Raw genomic sequence first — 17,379 nt, 5'->3', positions numbered from 1 at the left:
ATCAACCGGGAGGAATTCGATGTCCAAATTTACAAGACGCCATGCGCTCGCTCTGATGGCGTCGGCAACGGGTGCAGCGTGCACGTCGGCAGGCGGGCCAGCCGTGCAACTTGGGACGGGTTCCGAGCCGTTGAAGGATTTGGCCGCCGCAAAGGGCATCCGTTTCGGCACGGCCATGGATGTGCGCGAGGTCTCCGATCCAGCTTATCTCGATATTGTCTTGCGAGATTGCGCCGTCATCGTAGCCGAAAACGAACACAAGATGTACACGATTCAGCCAACCCCGGATGCCATGAACTGGACGCCGGGCGATACGCTGGTGGCGTTTGCGAAAGCGAACAATCTCGGTATGCGGGGCCACACTCTGCTGTGGCAGCATCCGCAATGGCTCCCGGACTGGATCAATGACTCAGATTTTGCGAACGCCTCGGAAGCGGAGGCCGTCCTGGGCGGTTACATCACAGCGGTGGCGTCGCGGGATGCTGATTTCATCTATTCCTGGGATGTCGTGAACGAGACTATTGACCCGGAAACCGGCGATATCCGTGAAACCTCTTTTACCCGAGTCATGGGGCCGGACGTATTGGAGTTCGCGTTCCGCACGGCACGCGCAGCAGCGCCGGACGCAACGCTGGCGTACAACGACTATATGAGCTGGGAGCCCAGCCACGAAAAACATCGCACAGGCGTGCTGCGCATGCTCGAGCGTTTGAAACGCAACGGCGCACCCATTGATGCACTTGGCATTCAAAGTCATTCCAATGATGCACCGCCTTCGGCCTTTACGCCGACCCAGCAAAAAGTCTGGCGGGACTTCGTGGAAGAGGCCATCGGTATGGGGTTGGACATCTACCTCACCGAATTCGATGTGAATGACTCGATGATGGCTCCTGGCATTGTTCAGCGCGACCAGGAGATTGCCGCGTTTACGCGGGACTATCTCGACATGATGTTCAGCTATCGGGAGACCAAGGATCTGTTGATGTGGGGTCTGGCGGATAATCACAGCTGGCTGCAGGGATTCAAACCGCGCGAAGACGGGATAGAGAAACGACCGACTCTTTACGATTCCAGCTATCGCCCCAAGCTGATGCGTGACGCCGTCGCGGCCGCGCTCAAGGCTGCGCCAACCCGTGCGTGAACTGCGCCACATTACCCCATCTGGCTGAATCGTCTTGAAAAAATTACATAAAGGCTTGAGGTTTGGGTGTTAAGTCGGCGCAAGACATAGAATGAAAAGCAGGACGGGAACCCTGCTCACGGGATAAGAAGAACAAGTATGTCCGAAAAAATTACAAAGTCGGGACGTCGCCAGCACGCGACCATCAAGGAGGTCGCCGAACTCGCTGGCGTTTCACAGATGACGGTCTCGCGTGTGCTCAATCGCCGAGATGTCGTTCGTGAAACTACCCGGGCGCGTGTTGAAGATGCCATCCGCGAACTGAAGTACCGACCGAATTTACTCGCGCGCAGCCTTGCGGGTGGGAGCTCCCTGTTCATCGGCATGATTTTCAACAACCCCAGCAACTCCTATCTCAGTGAACTGCTCATCGGTGCGATGAACCGCTGCCGGGAAGCGGGGCACCATCTCGTGCTTGAGGATTTCTCCTCATACCAAGACCCTTCCGATGTAGATGAGCTTGTGGGCCGCGTCAGCGGCGCCGGTCTGGACGGCATTCTCGTCGTTCCCCCGCTCAGCGAAGATGACCTCCTGCTATCCAGGCTGGAGGAGGCGGGCATTCCTTGCGTCCTTATTGCCCCAAAAACTCCGCCGAAATCCGGAACAAGCCTCGCGATCGACGACGAAGCCGCAGCCAAGCGCATGACGGAATATCTGATCGCACGTGGCCATACTCGGATCGGCTTTGTGATCGGCGCCGAAGATCAGATATCGTCACATCGCCGCTATAGCGGGTTCCAGCTGGCGATGAAGGAACACGGCCTCGACATTGATCCAAATCTCGTCCGGCGCGGTCGGTTTACGTATCGCAGCGGCATGGAGGCGGCCGACAGGATGCTGGATCTCGCCGACCAGCCTACGGCCATCTTTGCCAGCAATGATGACATGGCCGCAGGCGTGATCGCGTCGGCTTTCCGTCATGGTAAGCGCGTGCCGGAAGACATTTCCGTGGTCGGATATGATGACACGCCCATCGCCAGCGCGATCTGGCCGCAGCTGACTACTGTGCGCCAGCCAATTGCAGAAATGGGCTATCAGTCCGTCGATTTGCTTGCTGCGTTTATTTCCGACCACGAAGCCGAGCTGGGCGAGCTGAATCCGATTCTGGATGTTGCGATCATTGAGCGGGATTCGGTCATCAAGGTCTGAAGCCAGACGCCTTAGATCTCGCGAATGGTCAGGCTTATCTGAGCCGACAGCGTTTCGCCGGGCGCGAGGCTATGCAGCCCTGTCAGTTCGGCCGGATGCTGGCTGTTTACCGCGTCGGGCGCGTGGCTTACGGGTTCAACGCAGAAGAACTCCTGTTGCTTCGGCGTGTAGATCACCATGTGACCAAGCTCTGCGTCCGAGACCATTTCTACGCGCAGGTTCAGGCTTGGCCATTCGATACAACTTATCCGGTCTGACACGGTGAAGGCATTGTCGAGGTCGAGCTCATCAACGATACGCCAGTCTGACAGATCGGCACCAGCGGCTGGCATAACCAGCCTGTCGGGGATCATGCCCTCATCCGACATCCAGACCCGGTCGACCGGTACTTTCACGCGCGCATCCAGACGGGGAAAATAGGGGTGCCAGCCAAGCCCCGCGGGCATGGAGTCGTCCCCGTGATTGGTCAGGCGAAGCATCAGGTCCAGACCGTCATCCCGCAGCCTGAAGTCCTGCTCCGCGCGATAGGCCCACGGCCAATCTTCGGGCCTGTAGTCAAACACCAGTCGTGCATGATTGCTGCCATGCTCTGCAACCTGCCAGGCCGCGTGCCAGGCCTGGCCGTGAATTGCGTGCGGTTCTGGAAGGAAGTTCAGCGCGAGAGACACATCACGGCCATTCCAAGCAAAACGGCCTTCGGAAATTCGGCCCGAGAACGGAAAAAGGGGGAAGCCAGCAGTCTGTAGCGGGCTTCCATCCGCAGTGCGCGCAAATGGACGCAGAATGTTCTGGGCCATGTAGGTCAACCCGCCCACACTGCCGCCAAGGTCGGGCAGCAAGGTCAGCTTCATGGCTTTGGTTTCGAGTATGAGGCGCGACAGCGCTGTTGAATCGGCCAAACCCCGGTCTCCCTTATTCGCAAGTGTTGGCTAAAAAGCATGCTAACGCTAACATGGAAAGTAGGATCGGTCTTTTCACCGGAACTTGACGCTGCGACAGAGGCGGATCTGCTGCGTCTCGGCAAGTTGATATTCCGCTCTTGCGATGGCAAAGCTGAAATGATAGCGGTATCATTTAGTGGACAGCCGCACTCAGACGGGCTGCCAGGGAGGACATTCGGAACGTGTTTCTAGGGATCGACATAGGCACATCCAGCGTGAAAGCAGCGCTGATTGATGAGGCAGGACGCCAGGTTGAAGTCAGCCAGGCGGAGCTTCCGATTTCGCGTCCCAAACCCCTCTGGTCCGAACAGAATCCATCTGATTGGTGGACCGCCACGAACATGGCCGTCGCCAAGCTGGACGTGAACCGCCGTCATCGGGTGAAGGCTGTCGGCCTGTCCGGACAGATGCACGGTGCGACGCTTCTGGATGAATCTCTTGCTCCGATTCGGCCAGCGATCCTCTGGAACGACGGGCGCAGCTTTGAAGAGTGCCGCGACCTTCAAAAGAGTACACCAGCCTTTGTGTCCAAGGGCGGTAATCTTGTCATGCCTGGTTTTACTGCGCCGAAACTCGAATGGGTGCGCCGGCATGAGCCAGGTGCATTCGAGAAAGTGCACAAGGTACTCCTTCCCAAGGATTATGTCCGCCTTCGGATGACTGGCGATCTCGCCTCCGACATGTCGGATTCCTCAGGCACGCTCTGGATGGATGTCGAGGCGCGGACCTGGTCAGAGGAATTGCTTGCCGCTTGCGGTCTCACGATCGACCATATGCCAAAGCTCTATGAAGGCCATGAAGTGACCGGTGTGCTTCGCCAGGAAGCGGCTGAAGCATGGGGCATGGACCGCGTGCCGGTGGTTGCTGGCGGCGGCGACAATGCGGCCGGTGCGGCGGGTGTCGGCGTGATCGATGAGGGTGAAGCGCTGTTGTCGCTCGGCACGTCCGGCGTAATTTTCGTGGCGGGGAATACGTTCCGCTCCAATCCCGACTCTGCGGCGCATGCATTCTGTCATGCGTTGCCGGATCGGTGGCACCTGATGTCGGTCATGTTGAGTGCAGCGAGCTGCTTGGACTGGGCCGTCAAACTGACCGGGACATCCGACGCGGGAGAGCTTGTGAAGCTCGCCCAGACAGAGGCAGGCCTAGCCGGGTCTGAGCAATTCCTCCCCTATCTGTCTGGCGAGCGCACACCTCACAACAATCCCCATGCGTCGGGTGTCCTGTTCGGTCTGACCCATGATTCCGGATCTGCGCAGATCGGCCAGGCCGTGCTTGAGGGGGTTGCCTTCGGTATGGCGGATGGTTTCCGCGCCCTTGTGGAATCGGGTGTGGACGTACATTCGATCTCGGTTATCGGCGGCGGCGCACAATCCACTTATTGGGGGCGTATCCTGTCTGCTGTGCTGGACCGCCCCATGGTTTACCGCGACTGCGCGGCCACTGGCCCGGCCTATGGCGCTGCGCGCCTGGCTCGCTACGCCAGCATGGGCGGTTCAGTCGAGGAAATGTTCGAAGCACCCGAAGTGCTGCAGATTGTTGAGCCAAAAGAAAGCGACCGCGACCGGCTGGCCCCGAAATACGAGAAATTCGGTACACTGTACCGTATACTGAAAGATGCCTTCTGAGGAGAATAAAGACATGGCTGATGGACAGATCAATGTAGGCGGCGAACCCGTCTTCAAGGGCATCGACCCGATCAAGTTTGAGGGACCAGACAGCGACAACCCGCTGGCTTATCGTTATTACAACAAGGACCAAATGGTCATGGGCAAGCGGATGGAAGACCATCTGCGCATGGCTGTTTGCTATTGGCATACCTTCTGCTGGGATGGCTTTGACGTCTTTGGCGGTGGCACGTTTAACCGTCCTTGGCACGGTGCCGCCAATGACCGCGCCGCAGCTGACGCGAAGATGGCCGCAGCTTTCGAATTCTTCAGCAAGCTCGGCCTGCCTTACTATTGCTTCCACGATGTCGACGTCACCGAAGACTCTCCGACACCGGATGACCTGTCGAACAATCTCAAGCGCCAGGCCGACCGTCTCGCAGCCTATCAGGAAGCGACCGGCATCAAGCTGCTCTGGGGCACCGCCAACCTGTTCAGCAATCCACGCTTCGGCGCCGGCGGCCTGACCAACCCGAACCCCGAAGTCGCCGCGGTTGCGGTCCGCCAGATCCGCGACTGTATGGAGGTAACGCAGGCGCTTGGCGGCGAGAATTATGTGCTCTGGGGTGGCCGCGAAGGCTATGACACCCTGCTGAATACTGATCTCGACCGCGAACTCGGCAATTTCGGTCGCTTCCTCGCAATGGTCGTCGACCACAAGCACAAGATCGGCTTCGAAGGAAAAATCCTGATTGAGCCGAAGCCGCACGAGCCGATGTATCACCAGTATGATTTCGACTCCGCGACCGTCTATGGCTTCCTGAAGCGCTTCGGCCTCGAAGATGAAGTCCAGGTCAATATTGAGCCGAACCACGCCACACTGGCAGGACACAGTTTCGCCCATGAGATCGCCACGGCTGTCTCGCTCGGCATCATGGGCTCGATCGATATCAATTGCGGCAACTACCAGAATGGCTGGGATACCGACCAGTTCAATCTCGACATCCGCGACATTACGCTGGCGCTGATCGAATTGCTGCCATCCGGCGGCCTAGACACCGGCGGCTTCAATTTCGATGCCAAGGTGCGCCGTCAGTCAAGCACGGTCGATGACCTGTTCCACGCTCATGTCGGCGGCGTCGACGCGCTGGCCCGTGCGCTTTTGTCGGCGGCCGACATCCTTGAAAAGGGCGAGATCGCCAAGCTCAAGACGGAACGCTATGCTGGCTGGGAGAATTCCGACCTCGGCAAGATGATGCTGTCGGAAGGCGCGAGCCTCGAAAGCATCGCCAACAAGGCAGCCGAGTCGGGTGTCAATCCGTCCCATACAAGCGGCCGTCAGGAAATGCTGGAAAACCTCGTGAACCGCAGCCTGAAATAAACTGAACAGCGGCAGGCCTTGCCGGGCGGAATGAACGCGGGCAAGGCCTTGTCACTGTAGGGAAAAAGAAGCTAGGTTTGTCCGCCATACCCCTATGAGCGGACAAACTAGCTGGCGGCGGATTCTGCTGCGCGATTGGCTTGCTCCCAAGGGTTCTAACCGAGGAGCCGCGATGACTGACGGGCTAAAAGCGCATAGGACTTCCGGACATGTCCGGCCTGCCACCATCATTGATGTTGCCCGCGAAGCAGGCGTGTCCTTCAAGACGGTCAGTCGCGTGCTGAATGGCGAGACTAATGTGCGCGAAGAGACCCGTTTGAAGGTGCTCGAAGCCGTCAAGACGCTGAACTATCGGACCAATCACAATGCGCGCAATCTGCGGGCTCGCCATAGTCACATAATTTGCCTTTTCTATGCCAACCCATCACGCAACTATATTGGTGAAGTTCAGTTGGGCGCCCTGCAACGCTGCCAAGCCTATGGTTACAGCCTTATCACCGAGGATTGCAGTGACAATCATACATCGCTGCTTGCGCTGAGGGCTGAAACCAAACTGGCGGGAGCGATCCTGACGCCACCATTGTCGGACGATAAAAACCTTATCTCTGAACTCGAAAATCGCGGTATTCCATTCGTTCGAATTGCGCCTGCAGAAGACGTCGAACATGGTCAGGATGTCGCCATCGACGATGCTGCGGCTGCGCGAGAGATGACGGAGTATCTGATCGGACTCGGCCATCGGCGGATTGGCTTCATCAAGGGGGCCGATTCTCATGCGCAGGCTGTCCGGCGTTTTGCCGGTTACCGGCAGGCACTGGAAGAAGAGGGCATCCCCCTCGATCCTGATCTAATCGAGGATGGTGATTTCGCCTTTGACTCCGGTGTCTCATGCTCTGAGAAACTCTTGTCATTGCCTGACCGTCCGACCGCGATATTTGCGAGTAATGACGACATGGCTGCCGGTGTACTCGCGACGGCGTATCGCCGCCAGGTGAATGTACCAGCCAACCTTTCCGTCGTGGGTTTCGACGATACGCCGCTGGCCACGACAATCAGTCCGTCCTTGACGACGATTTACCAGCCAAGTCGCGAACTTGCTGCAGAGGCCGTCAGCATGTTGCTGGAAGAGGCTGCCCCTACCGGCGATGCGCCCCGCCACAAGTTGCTCGAATACAAGTTGATGCTACGGGAATCCACTGCCGCGCCACACGCATGACGCGCAAATCGCGAGTTTCCCAGTCAGCCGCTTTCGTGTAAGTCGCGCGGCGATGACCAAGATTACGCCTCTTCCGCATATCGCCCAGACCAAGCCCTATGTGCCCGGCGGCAAGCTCGCCGGCGCGAGTGGCTCCGTCATCATGCTGGCCTCCAACGAGAATCCGTTCGGCCCCAGCCCGAAAGCCATTGAGGCGATGAAGGCGGTGGCGGGCGATGTGCACGTCTACCCTGATCCGGAATATCGTGCCCTGCGGGAGACGATCGCCGAGGCGGTTGGCATTGCCGATTCAAGCCGTGTGGTGGTTTCCGCGGGGTCTGACGAGATCATTCACTTGTTGACCCAGAGCTATGCCGGACCGGGCGACGAAATCCTGTTCACCGAGCACGCCTTTTCCATGTATCGCGTTTCGGCATTGTCGCACGGCGCAACGCCAGTGACTGTCCCGGAAACCGATCTGACCGCGGGCGTCAACGCCATCCTTGGCGCGGTCTCGGAGCGGACGAAAATCCTGTTCCTCGCGAATCCGAACAATCCGACTGGCACGATGCTGCCCGTCGAGGCGCTGGAACAGCTGCAGGACAGCCTGCCGCCGCATGTCTTGTTCGTCGTCGACGGTGCCTATGCCGAATATGTCGGCCCGGAATATGAAGCGCAAATTCGGGACCTCGTGGACCGGAAAGCCAATACGGTGATGATGCGGACCTTCTCCAAGATTCATGGGCTTGCGGCCTTGCGTCTTGGCTGGGGGTACATGCCTGCCGAGATCGCTGAGACCTATCAGCGTATTCGCGGACCCTTCAACGTGAATGGTCTCGCTGTGGGCGCCGGCATGGCCAGCATTCAGGATACCGACTTCCTAGCCAAGAGCCGGGACCATAATACCGACTGGCGCGCCCGCATGATCGCGGCCTTGAATGCGATGGGCCTTCCGACCCCGCACAGCGACGCGAACTTCGTGCTGCCGGAGTTCGGCTCCTCAGAGCGCGCTGCGGCGGCGAACGACTTCCTCAAGGCGTGCAACATCCTTGTCCGCGCTGTTGGGGGCTACGGCCTGCCGGAACGATTGCGGATTACAGTCGGCTCGGCCCACGACAATCAGGCGGTCCTGGACGCGCTGAAAGAGTTCACCGCGTCACGCTGATATTGTCGATCAGGCGTGTCTTTCCGAGCCATGCCGCGCCGAGCAGCCGCGCGACCGTGCCAGATGACAGGGGCGCGTCGGGCAGGTCTTCCAGGGAGGCTGGGTCGACGAGGCTGACATAGTTCATCTCCGTGAATCCGGACGCCATGATCAGGCGCCGGGCTTCTTCCAGCACGTCTGACGGCGTCGCGCCCAGCGACAGGCGGACCGAGGCCCGGTGCAAAGCGGCCTGCATCGCCCCGGCTGCGCGGCGCTGTTCGGGCGAGAGGTAGAGATTGCGCGAAGATTGCGCGAGCCCATCACCATCCCGCGTGGTTTCGCCACCAAGAATTTCGATTGGAAAGCCGAGGTCTTTCACCATGCGCCGGATGATCTGGAGCTGCTGGTAATCCTTCTCCCCGAACACGGCGACATCCGGCTGGACGTGCAGGAAGAGGCGAGCCACCACGGTCGCGACGCCATAGAAGAAGTGCGGGCGGTAGATCCCGTCCAGCAGGTCTGACATCTGCTCGACGCGGACATTGGTGCGGGTGCCCTCCGGATACATTTCCTCGACCGTAGGCAGGTAGACGAGATCGCATCCCGCCGAATCGAGTTTGGCCCGATCGGCCGATTCGTCGCGCGGATATGTGTCGAAATCCTCGCCGGGTGCGAATTGTGTGGGGTTTACGAAGATGCTCGCGACCACTTTTGTCACTTTGGTGCGTGCCTTCTGCACAAGGGAAAGGTGCCCCCCGTGAAGGGCGCCCATTGTGGGAACAAATCCAATAGTTTCACCGGCTTGGCGCCATGCTCGAATCTGTTGTTGCAGCTCGGCCCGCGAGTGGACGGCCTCCGTTAACTTACCTGTCATGGAATTCACTATGAAAACTTCCCGTATGAGGATTGTTTAAAACGTCCCGCCAAAGGATTTCGTAAACGCGTTGTTAACCCATTCGGAGGAATTTCAAACTCATGACACATCGCATTCTCGCTCCGCTAAAAACCTTCGCGCTTTCTATCGGTCTCCGACTGGCAGCAGGCAAGTCCAGACTCGCTGAAACGGCTGTTCCAGAGCCGATCCGCGAATATCTGAACCCGAATGCGGTCGACGAATGGATGTTTGATCGCGACGGCAGCCCGGTAACCGAAGCGGCAACGCTTTATTCCCGCGACTTCGGACGTGTCTCAAATACGCTTTCCAGCCTTCGCGCATTGCTCACTGACATTGCGGCACATGCCCCCGTCAGCGCCGAGCTGCCCTTGCAGGCTGCCTTTGGTCCAATCACGTCGGACGATGTCCTGTTCGATGGGGAGCCGATGGCTGCGCATTATGGTGACGTACCGGCTGAAGACGCTGATCTCTTCATGGACGTGGTTTCCAGCAGCAAGTCTGCTGGCGCCGAGATGTCTCACGTCGCCTGAGCCCTAACGAACTGAAATACCTCTGAAGGAGTCGCCCGTAATGCCCGCTGATGGATTCGCCCCGCTTGAAACGGTTAGCGGCCCGGACCTGTCAGCGCAGCAGCGCGAGGCCCGCGTCATTGTCGTGGGCAATGAAAAGGGTGGAGCGGGCAAGTCGACGGTCTCCATGCACTTGTCCGTCGCTCTGATGCGGATGGGCAAGAAGGTTGGGGTTATCGATCTTGATGTGCGCCAGCGCAGCCTCACCCGGTATCTCGAAAATCGTCTCCGTTGGATGCAATCCACCGGTGCGAAACTTCCGATGCCGGAGATCGTGCGCGTGGATGCTTCGACAGAGCGCGATCTCGACAAGGCTGAATCCGAGGAGACTCAGCGTTTTCTCAGCAGCGTGGCGCGCCTCAAGAAAGCCTGCGATTTCATCATCATCGATGGTCCTGGCGGTGACACCTATCTCTCGCGTCTTGCGCATGTGAACGCAGACACGCTGATCACGCCGCTGAATGACAGTTTCGTCGATTTCGACCTGTTGGGCGATGTGAACCCGCAGACGCTCGAAGTACTGCGTCCGAGCTTCTACTCAGAAATGGTCTGGTCCTGTCGCAAGAAGAAGGCCCAGACGTCGCGCCGTCCGATTGACTGGATCGTGATGCGCAACCGCATGTCGCCTCTGGCGGCACGTAACAAGGAGCGCGTCGGCGAAGCGCTGACCAACCTGTCCAAGCGGATCGGTTTCCGCCTTGCGCCAGGCCTCTCTGAGCGCGTGATTTATCGCGAACTGTTCCCGGCCGGTCTGACCCTGCTGGATCTCACGGAGAAGGGCTCCAATATCTCCTTCACCATGAGCCATGTTGCCGCCCGTCAGGAGATGCGCGATTTGCTGATCATCATGCAGCTACCAGAGCTGGTCGGCGCCGAAATCGAATTCTGATCTGTTGGGAAATGGATTTTATGAAAGGCCAGCCTCGGGGGCTGGCTTTTCGCGTTTCAGGGGCTCACACTCCTCCTAAAAACAGGAGGAAGCGCAGATGGTGTTCAACAATAGCGGCTGGCTGGCGCAGGTTCAGGAAGATATTGTCGATCCTGATCGCGAGATCATCGATCCGCACCACCATCTCTGGCCCCAGGCGGACATGTACTACAATGTGCCGGAATTCCTCGCTGACCTGACCAGCGGGCACAATGTTGTCCAGACCGTGTTCATGGAGTGCGGTGCGGCCTATCGCGAGGATGGACCGGATCATCTCAAACCCGTCGGCGAGACCGAGTTCGTGGCTTCCGCTGCAGCCGAAATGAAGGCGAAGGGCGGTCCCTATATCGCAGGGATCGTCGGGCATGCCGACCTTCGGGGGCCGCATCTGGAGGACGTGCTCGACGCTCACAGGGACGCTGCCAACGGCCTGTTCCGTGGCATCCGTCATGCGGGCTCACGTGATACGAGCGGCACTACGTTGCGTATTCCAGGTCGGGCGCCTGAGCGTCTCTATGCGGATGAAGACTTTCGCCGGGGCGTGCAATTGCTGGGCGAGCACGACCTGTCCTATGACACATGGCACTATCACCACCAGAACCGGGACTATCTCGACCTGGTGAAGGCGGTGCCGAACACGACCATGGTGCTCGACCATTTCGGGACGCCCATCGGTATCGGCCCCTATGCCGACAAGCGCGAAGAGATATTCGAGCAGTGGCAGGACGACATGGCCGACCTGTCCCATTGCCCGAACGTGGTGGCCAAACTGGGTGGGCTTGCCATGCCAGACAATGGCTGGGGCTGGCATGAGCGCGAAACGCCGCCGACCTCGGACGAATTCGTGCTGGCCCAACAGCGCTATTACGATCACATGATCGACTGTTTCGGTGCAGCCCGCTGCATGTTCGAGAGCAACTTCCCGGTGGATCGCTGGTCCATCAGCTACCCGGTCCTGTGGAATGGCTTGAAGAAGATCGCCGCCAAATACTCCGAAGTGGAGCAACGCGCGCTGTTCACGGAAACCGCGCGGCGCATCTACCGGCTGTAGCCACGCCTAGGCAGAGGCCTGCATTGACTTTATAGGCCTCGGCCCATGACGACATTTCCATTCGAGATCAAGGCGACCGAGGGCAAGGCCCGTACGGGCACGCTCAAGACACCGCGCGGCGAAATCCGCACGCCCGCCTTCATGCCTGTGGGCACGGCCGGCACGGTCAAGGCGCTCTATATGGACCAGGTAAAGGAGGCCGGGGCGGATATCATCCTCGGCAACACCTATCATCTGATGCTGCGGCCCGGCGCAGAGCGCGTGAAGCGTCTCGGCGGCCTGCATAGCTTTGCGCATTGGGATGGCCCGATGCTGACTGATAGCGGAGGTTTCCAGGTCTGGTCGCTGGCACAGCTCCGCAAGATGGATGCTGACGGCGTCACCTTCCAGAGCCATATTGACGGCTCCACCCACCGGCTGACGCCGGCGCGCAGCATCGAGATCCAGGCTGACCTGCTCGGCGCCGACATCTCCATGCAGCTGGACGAATGCACCGATTATCCCTGTTCGCACGCAGAGGCCGAGCGTAGCCTCGACCTGTCGCTTGATTGGGGTCAGCGGAGCCTGGACGCCTTTGGCGACCGCGAGGGCCAGACCCTGTTCGGCATCGTGCAGGGATCAAACTTCGCAGACCTTCGCGAGAAGTCCGCCAAAGGCGTCGTCTCGCAAGGCTTTGGCGGCATCGCATTGGGCGGGCTCGCTGTGGGTGAGGGGCATGACCAGATGTGCGCCACCATCGACATGACGGTGCCGCACCTGCCGGGCCATTTGCCACGCTATGTGATGGGCGTCGGCAAGCCGATCGATCTGGTGGAAAGCGTCGCGCGTGGCATCGATATGTTCGACTGCGTCCTGCCCACGCGGTCCGGTCGCCACGGTCAGGCCTGGACCTGGGACGGGCCGGTGAACGTCAAGAATGCGCGGTTCGCAGAAGACACTTCACCGCTCGACGAGGCAGTAAACTGCAAGGCCAGTCAGGACTATTCACGCGCCTATTATCACCACCTTTTCAAGGCGGGTGAGTATCTCGGGCCCATGCTGCTCAGCTGGCACAATACGGCTTTCTTCCAGGCTCTCATGGCCGAGATACGACTCAGTATTGCGGAGGGACGGTTTGAAGCCCTGCGTCATCGACTTCAGACGGCGTGGGCGTCGACGAGGTCGGCTCCGAAGGACCAACAGGGGTAAGATTGTCGAGTTGCTTTTGTTGATAGGCGTCATACGCGCCTGAATTCGGCACAGTCGGCGCATCGCCCTTGAAAGTGACCGCCGTTGGGTCGCGCTCTGCGGCGAAATCCGGACGAGCGGGCAGGGGGCAATCCATGGCGAGGCCCATGCCTTTCAGGTATGCCCGTCGTTGCGCACCGATCTTGTAGGCGAGATTATACTTCTTCTCGTGGCTTTCCGCGCCTGTAGCTTTGCGAACGATGCCCCGGAACGGAATCAGGCCGCGGGCTTCGGAGGCGATTGCGCCAAGCGTCGCATCGGCGGCTGAATCAGCCAGTTTCTCGGTGCGAAGGCGTTCATCCGGAACCGGCGTATCCCAGTCAGGGCCAAGCACGGCATCAAGGTCAGCCAATCGCTGTTCGATTTCCTCGCAACTCATTTTCTCTGGAAGCTCGTAGGGGCTCTGTACCCCTTTGAGAATGGGAGGGATTTCTTCTCGGCGCAGGTTGAAGTCTTCCAATGGCGACAGAGCAGCATCCGACAGGCCCGAGCGGGTCTGCGTGTAGGCGCTGCCTGCCGCGTCGCTGACATTTTCGGTCAGGTTGCCGGTCGATACGGTTTTTTGTGTTGTCGGGGCAGGTTGGCTGGCGCATGCGCCAACTGCTGCAAGTGTAAGGAAAAGGGGGAATATACGTCTCATGCGGCGAGGGTGATGCGAAAATTGTGGCGACTTCAAGCCATACAATGCAAGAGGCGGTTGACCGCTCGGTTCTGGTCGCCTAAATCGCGCGTTCCGGCGTGCCCTTAGCTCAGCTGGTAGAGCAACTGACTTTTAATCAGTAGGTCACAGGTTCGAACCCTGTAGGGCACACCATTCTTTTCCTTTTTTGACGAAGTCAAAAATTTTCGATCCTGTGAATCGAAAATCGGAATAGAATGATTGAAGTGTAGCTGAGACATCTGCGCCCTTCCAGTTACCTCGATTTAACCCCGCCGGCCACTTCTCCTCGGAACATCTCGCGCTTGTCGCCCGTTGGTTTTTCGAAAGGAGACTCATCATGAACAAGCAAGAAACAGATCTCGATACCCAGCGCGAGGACGACCTCAGCCAGCAGCGAGGTGATGGCGAGACCCCCGGCCGCGAGGATACGAATCAGGCTGGCTACCGCAGCACGGACGACCAGCCGCAGGACGGCGAGCACGGATTCTTGCGGGATGACGGTCAGAAGGACCGCCCAGACGCACCCGGTACCGCCGCAGAACGTGCCCAACGCCTAGATGAGGGCAAGAACCCGGTTCTGATGCCGCGTGATGGGCGTCATCCAAATGCACCCGAGACGCTTAATGCTGATACAGGGGCCGAAGACACAAAGGCGGGCGCGTTGAAACAGTCCCCGGACACGCACGAACTCGAAGACGCCTATTCCCAGAACGATCCGGGGGTGGAGACCAAACAGTAAAACAGCAAAAAGAGCCGGACTGGGGTAAATCCCATCCGGTTTTTCTATCGGGTCCTGGCGGATGGAGCAAAGCTCCGGATGCTGGGGCCTTTTTAGTGAGTTGGATGGAATGAAATGATCCCGAGTGCACGCGAGGCTCCGTCCATCCGCCGGGAGTGCCAAGAAGAGATGACAATCCTCTTCGCGCTCCGGACCTTCGTCGGCACTTTCATCGCAGGATGCCGACAGGTTGAGTGTATACATCTGGCGACCCGGTCGGATTCAGGACTGTGGGGCCTTTGAAAAGCCTCAGTAAAATCTGGAAGCCGTGGGGGATAGTGGCAGCGAAACCGTTGTTCCTGCCCTGCTGAGGCGTTAACGCTGCCAAGCGGAAAGGATGCGTTTATGGACAGGCTCGCGCGGATAGCGGTTCGAGACCGGCTGCTGGAGCGGCTCGCGGCCCCGACGCCGCTGATCATGGGCATCTTGAATGCGACCCCTGACTCTTTTTCCGATGGGGGCGCGCATGACACCCTGTCCGCTGCGCAAGCGCATGCCCGGCAAATGGCCGAGGACGGCGCAGACATTCTCGACATTGGCGGTGAGTCGACGCGGCCCGGAGGTGATCCGGTGAGCCTCGAAGACGAATGGGCCCGCGTGCGTGAGCCCATTACACGCCTTGCCGGGCCGGACGCCTTGCCGCTCTCCATCGACACCTACAAGGCCGAGATCGCCCGGCGCGCTGCCGAGGCGGGCGCGGTGCTTGTGAATGATGTCTGGGGCATGACCAAGGATGAGGGCATGGCCGACGCCGTGGCCGAGACTGAAAGCCTTGTCTGCATCACGTACAATCGCGGCAAAACGGATGGCGACATAGACCTCCGCGAGGACATGACAGCGTTCTTCGGGCGTGCCTTCGACATGGCCAATCGTGCTGGTATTCCCCGCGCGCACATCCTGCTTGATCCGGGTGTCGGCTTTGCCAAGACATATGAGCAGAATTTCGGTGTGCTCGCGCACCTGGATGTGCTCGTCGATACCCAATGTCCGGTCCTGGTCGGAGTCTCCCGGAAGTCCTTTATCGGACGCATGACGGGCAAGCCCGTGGAGGATCGTCTTGTCGGGACGCTTGCCGCCGGGCTCGACAGCGTCTACCGGGGCGCAACGATTCTTCGTGTCCATGATGTCGCCGTGCACCGCGAGGCGCTCGACATGTTTCAAGCCATTGGGAGCGCCATTTGACCGACCGCATCTTTGTTTCAAATCTTTGCCTTCACGGCTTCCATGGGGTCCACAAGGCGGAGAAATCCCTCGGACAGAAATTCTTCATCGACATCGACTGCCGCCTCGGCCAGCCCGCGACGTCAACCGACCAGATGGAAGAGACGGTCCATTATGGGGAGGTCTGTGACCTTGCCGAAGACCTGTCCGGGAAGACTGTGTTCAATCTGATTGAAACCTTTGCCGAGCGCATCGCCGATGCGATCCTGGCCAAGTGGGACATTGTCGAGGAAGTGACCGTCACTGTGCGCAAGCCGTCGGCGCCAATTCGACATCTGGTGGACCATGTCGGCGTGTCGATCACACGCAGCCGCAATGGCTGAGGCTGCGCTCGGCCTCGGCACCAATCTGGGCGACCGCGAGGCGGCGCTGGCGCAGGCGGTGGACTTGCTGGCCGCAATGCCGGGTATTGAGCTTGCTTCCGTCTCCAATCTCTACAGCAGCGCGCCTTGGGGTGTTACGGACCAGCCGGATTTCCTGAATCTTTGCGTGCTGATCGAGACAGGTCTTGGACCGCTGCAATTGCTGCATGCCTGCAAGGCCGTGGAGGCCGAACTGGGGCGACAGGAACGTTTGCGCTGGGGTCCGCGCGAGATGGATGTGGACGTGTTGCTGATGCAGGGCGTGACGCTCGACACCGAGACGCTGGCCATCCCGCATCCACGCATGGCGGAGCGCCGGTTCGTGCTGGAGCCGCTGGCGGAGATTGCGCCGGACTGGGCTCTGGAAGATGGCACTGTGACAAGCAAATCGGCCGCCCTCAAAAAGAAGGCGGCCGATCAGATTTGTGTATTGGATGAGGCGGCAACGCGTCGGTTTGCGTCGCTCCGAAGCGCCTAGAGGTTCTTCACAATGTCCTCGACCATCTTCTTCGCGTCGGCGAGCAGCATCATCGTGTTGTCGCGGAAGAAGAGTTCGTTCTGAATGCCGGCATAGCCGGAGCCCATCGAGCGTTTGATGAACAGGACCGTTCCCGCATTCTCGACATCGAGAACGGGCATGCCATAGATCGGGCTGGTCTTGTCGGTCTTCGCGGCCGGGTTGGTGACGTCGTTGGCGCCGATCACGTAGGCGACGTCGGCCTGGGCGAACTCGGAATTGATGTCCTCCAGCTCGAACACCTCGTCGTAAGGCACATTGGCCTCGGCCAGCAGCACGTTCATGTGGCCCGGCATGCGCCCGGCAACCGGATGAATGGCGTATTTGACTTCCACGCCGGCTTCCTTGAGCTTGTCGGCCATCTCGCGCAGCGCGTGCTGCGCCTGGGCGACCGCCATGCCGTAGCCCGGCACGATGATCACCTTTTGCGCATTGGCCATCAGATAGGCCGCGTCGTCGGCCGAACCCTGCTTGACCGTGCGCTCGATGCCGTCGTCAGCCACCGCGGCCGTCTCGCCGCCGAAACCGCCGAGAATGACGGAGATGAACGACCGGTTCATGCCCTTGCACATG

The 17,379-nt window shown here is 59.4% G+C and carries 18 protein-coding genes and 1 tRNA gene; 15 read left to right on the top strand and 4 right to left on the bottom strand.

Features of this window, described 5'->3' with window-relative positions:
• Positions 1-19: 19 nt before the first annotated feature.
• Together B2P82_RS05120 and B2P82_RS05115 are read left to right on the top strand one after the other, a co-directional pair.
• Positions 20-1,141, top strand: a complete 1,122-nt coding sequence (locus tag B2P82_RS05120; protein WP_290495604.1) for an endo-1,4-beta-xylanase — start codon at positions 20-22, stop codon at positions 1,139-1,141.
• Between the two features lie 138 nt (positions 1,142-1,279).
• Positions 1,280-2,329, top strand: a complete 1,050-nt coding sequence (locus B2P82_RS05115) for a LacI family DNA-binding transcriptional regulator (RefSeq protein WP_206992993.1) — start codon at positions 1,280-1,282, stop codon at positions 2,327-2,329.
• Positions 2,330-2,340: 11 nt separating this feature from the next.
• On the opposite strand, the gene B2P82_RS05110 is transcribed toward B2P82_RS05115, so the two are convergent.
• Positions 2,341-3,228 (bottom strand): aldose 1-epimerase, encoded by an 888-nt coding sequence (locus B2P82_RS05110; protein ID WP_290495603.1) that lies wholly within the window; start codon positions 3,226-3,228, stop codon positions 2,341-2,343.
• 224 nt (positions 3,229-3,452) lie between these two features.
• On the opposite strand from B2P82_RS05110, the gene xylB reads away from it, so the two are divergent.
• The 4 genes from xylB to hisC all read left to right on the top strand — a co-directional run bounded on the left by xylB (position 3,453) and on the right by hisC (position 8,618).
• Entirely contained in the window at positions 3,453-4,898 is a 1,446-nt protein-coding gene (xylB, locus tag B2P82_RS05105; protein WP_290495601.1) for a xylulokinase, read from the top strand.
• A gap of 13 nt (positions 4,899-4,911) precedes the next feature.
• Positions 4,912-6,258 (top strand): xylose isomerase, encoded by a 1,347-nt coding sequence (gene xylA, locus B2P82_RS05100; RefSeq protein ID WP_290495599.1) that lies wholly within the window; start codon positions 4,912-4,914, stop codon positions 6,256-6,258.
• 172 nt (positions 6,259-6,430) lie between these two features.
• Complete coding sequence (locus B2P82_RS05095) at positions 6,431-7,474, top strand: LacI family DNA-binding transcriptional regulator (protein ID WP_290495598.1); 1,044 nt, start codon at positions 6,431-6,433, stop codon at positions 7,472-7,474.
• A 52-nt stretch (positions 7,475-7,526) separates the two neighbouring features.
• On the top strand, positions 7,527-8,618 hold the full coding sequence (gene hisC / locus B2P82_RS05090; RefSeq protein WP_290495596.1) for a histidinol-phosphate transaminase: 1,092 nt from the start codon (positions 7,527-7,529) through the stop codon (positions 8,616-8,618).
• Here hisC and panC read toward each other — a convergent pair.
• Positions 8,602-9,471, bottom strand: coding sequence for a pantoate--beta-alanine ligase (panC, locus tag B2P82_RS05085; protein WP_290485394.1), 870 nt, complete (start codon positions 9,469-9,471; stop codon positions 8,602-8,604). The genes hisC and panC overlap by 17 nt on opposite strands.
• Before the next feature lie 101 nt (positions 9,472-9,572).
• On the opposite strand from panC, the gene B2P82_RS05080 reads away from it, so the two are divergent.
• The 4 genes from B2P82_RS05080 (at position 9,573) to tgt (ending at position 13,228) form a co-directional block, all read left to right on the top strand.
• Entirely contained in the window at positions 9,573-10,022 is a 450-nt protein-coding gene (locus tag B2P82_RS05080) for a hypothetical protein (protein ID WP_206993000.1), read from the top strand.
• Between the two features lie 40 nt (positions 10,023-10,062).
• The gene (locus B2P82_RS05075; protein ID WP_051607668.1) at positions 10,063-10,950 is read left to right on the top strand and encodes a division plane positioning ATPase MipZ; all 888 of its coding nucleotides are present in this window, start codon (positions 10,063-10,065) and stop codon (positions 10,948-10,950) included.
• A gap of 97 nt (positions 10,951-11,047) precedes the next feature.
• Positions 11,048-12,040, top strand: coding sequence for an amidohydrolase family protein (locus B2P82_RS05070; RefSeq protein WP_290495595.1), 993 nt, complete (start codon positions 11,048-11,050; stop codon positions 12,038-12,040).
• Between the two features lie 45 nt (positions 12,041-12,085).
• Positions 12,086-13,228, top strand: coding sequence for a tRNA guanosine(34) transglycosylase Tgt (gene tgt, locus B2P82_RS05065; protein WP_290495593.1), 1,143 nt, complete (start codon positions 12,086-12,088; stop codon positions 13,226-13,228).
• On the opposite strand, the gene B2P82_RS05060 is transcribed toward tgt, so the two are convergent.
• Positions 13,134-13,907, bottom strand: a complete 774-nt coding sequence (locus B2P82_RS05060; RefSeq protein WP_290495591.1) for a hypothetical protein — start codon at positions 13,905-13,907, stop codon at positions 13,134-13,136. The genes tgt and B2P82_RS05060 overlap by 95 nt on opposite strands.
• Positions 13,908-14,005: 98 nt before the next feature.
• Here B2P82_RS05060 and B2P82_RS05055 point away from each other — a divergent pair.
• The 5 genes from B2P82_RS05055 to folK all read left to right on the top strand — a co-directional run bounded on the left by B2P82_RS05055 (position 14,006) and on the right by folK (position 16,767).
• A tRNA-Lys gene (locus B2P82_RS05055) sits at positions 14,006-14,081 on the top strand.
• A 184-nt stretch (positions 14,082-14,265) separates the two neighbouring features.
• On the top strand, positions 14,266-14,667 hold the full coding sequence (locus B2P82_RS05050; protein ID WP_290495590.1) for a hypothetical protein: 402 nt from the start codon (positions 14,266-14,268) through the stop codon (positions 14,665-14,667).
• 384 nt (positions 14,668-15,051) lie between these two features.
• Positions 15,052-15,888, top strand: coding sequence for a dihydropteroate synthase (gene folP, locus B2P82_RS05045; RefSeq protein ID WP_290495588.1), 837 nt, complete (start codon positions 15,052-15,054; stop codon positions 15,886-15,888).
• On the top strand, positions 15,885-16,250 hold the full coding sequence (folB, locus tag B2P82_RS05040; RefSeq protein WP_290495586.1) for a dihydroneopterin aldolase: 366 nt from the start codon (positions 15,885-15,887) through the stop codon (positions 16,248-16,250). Before folP ends, folB begins: the two co-directional genes overlap by 4 nt.
• Positions 16,243-16,767: a 2-amino-4-hydroxy-6-hydroxymethyldihydropteridine diphosphokinase gene (folK, locus tag B2P82_RS05035; protein WP_290495585.1), complete on the top strand. Its 525-nt coding sequence runs from the start codon at positions 16,243-16,245 to the stop codon at positions 16,765-16,767. The genes folB and folK overlap by 8 nt, the downstream gene beginning before the upstream one ends.
• Here folK and B2P82_RS05030 read toward each other — a convergent pair.
• On the bottom strand, positions 16,764-17,379 hold a 616-nt coding region (locus B2P82_RS05030; RefSeq protein ID WP_290495583.1), incomplete at its 5' end, for an NAD(P)(+) transhydrogenase (Re/Si-specific) subunit beta. The two genes, folK and B2P82_RS05030, sit on opposite strands and share 4 nt — an antisense overlap.

The organism is Hyphomonas sp. UBA4494, from assembly GCF_002388935.1.
Taxonomy (GTDB): domain Bacteria; phylum Pseudomonadota; class Alphaproteobacteria; order Caulobacterales; family Hyphomonadaceae; genus Hyphomonas.
This window is presented reverse-complemented; position numbering and strand designations above follow the sequence as displayed.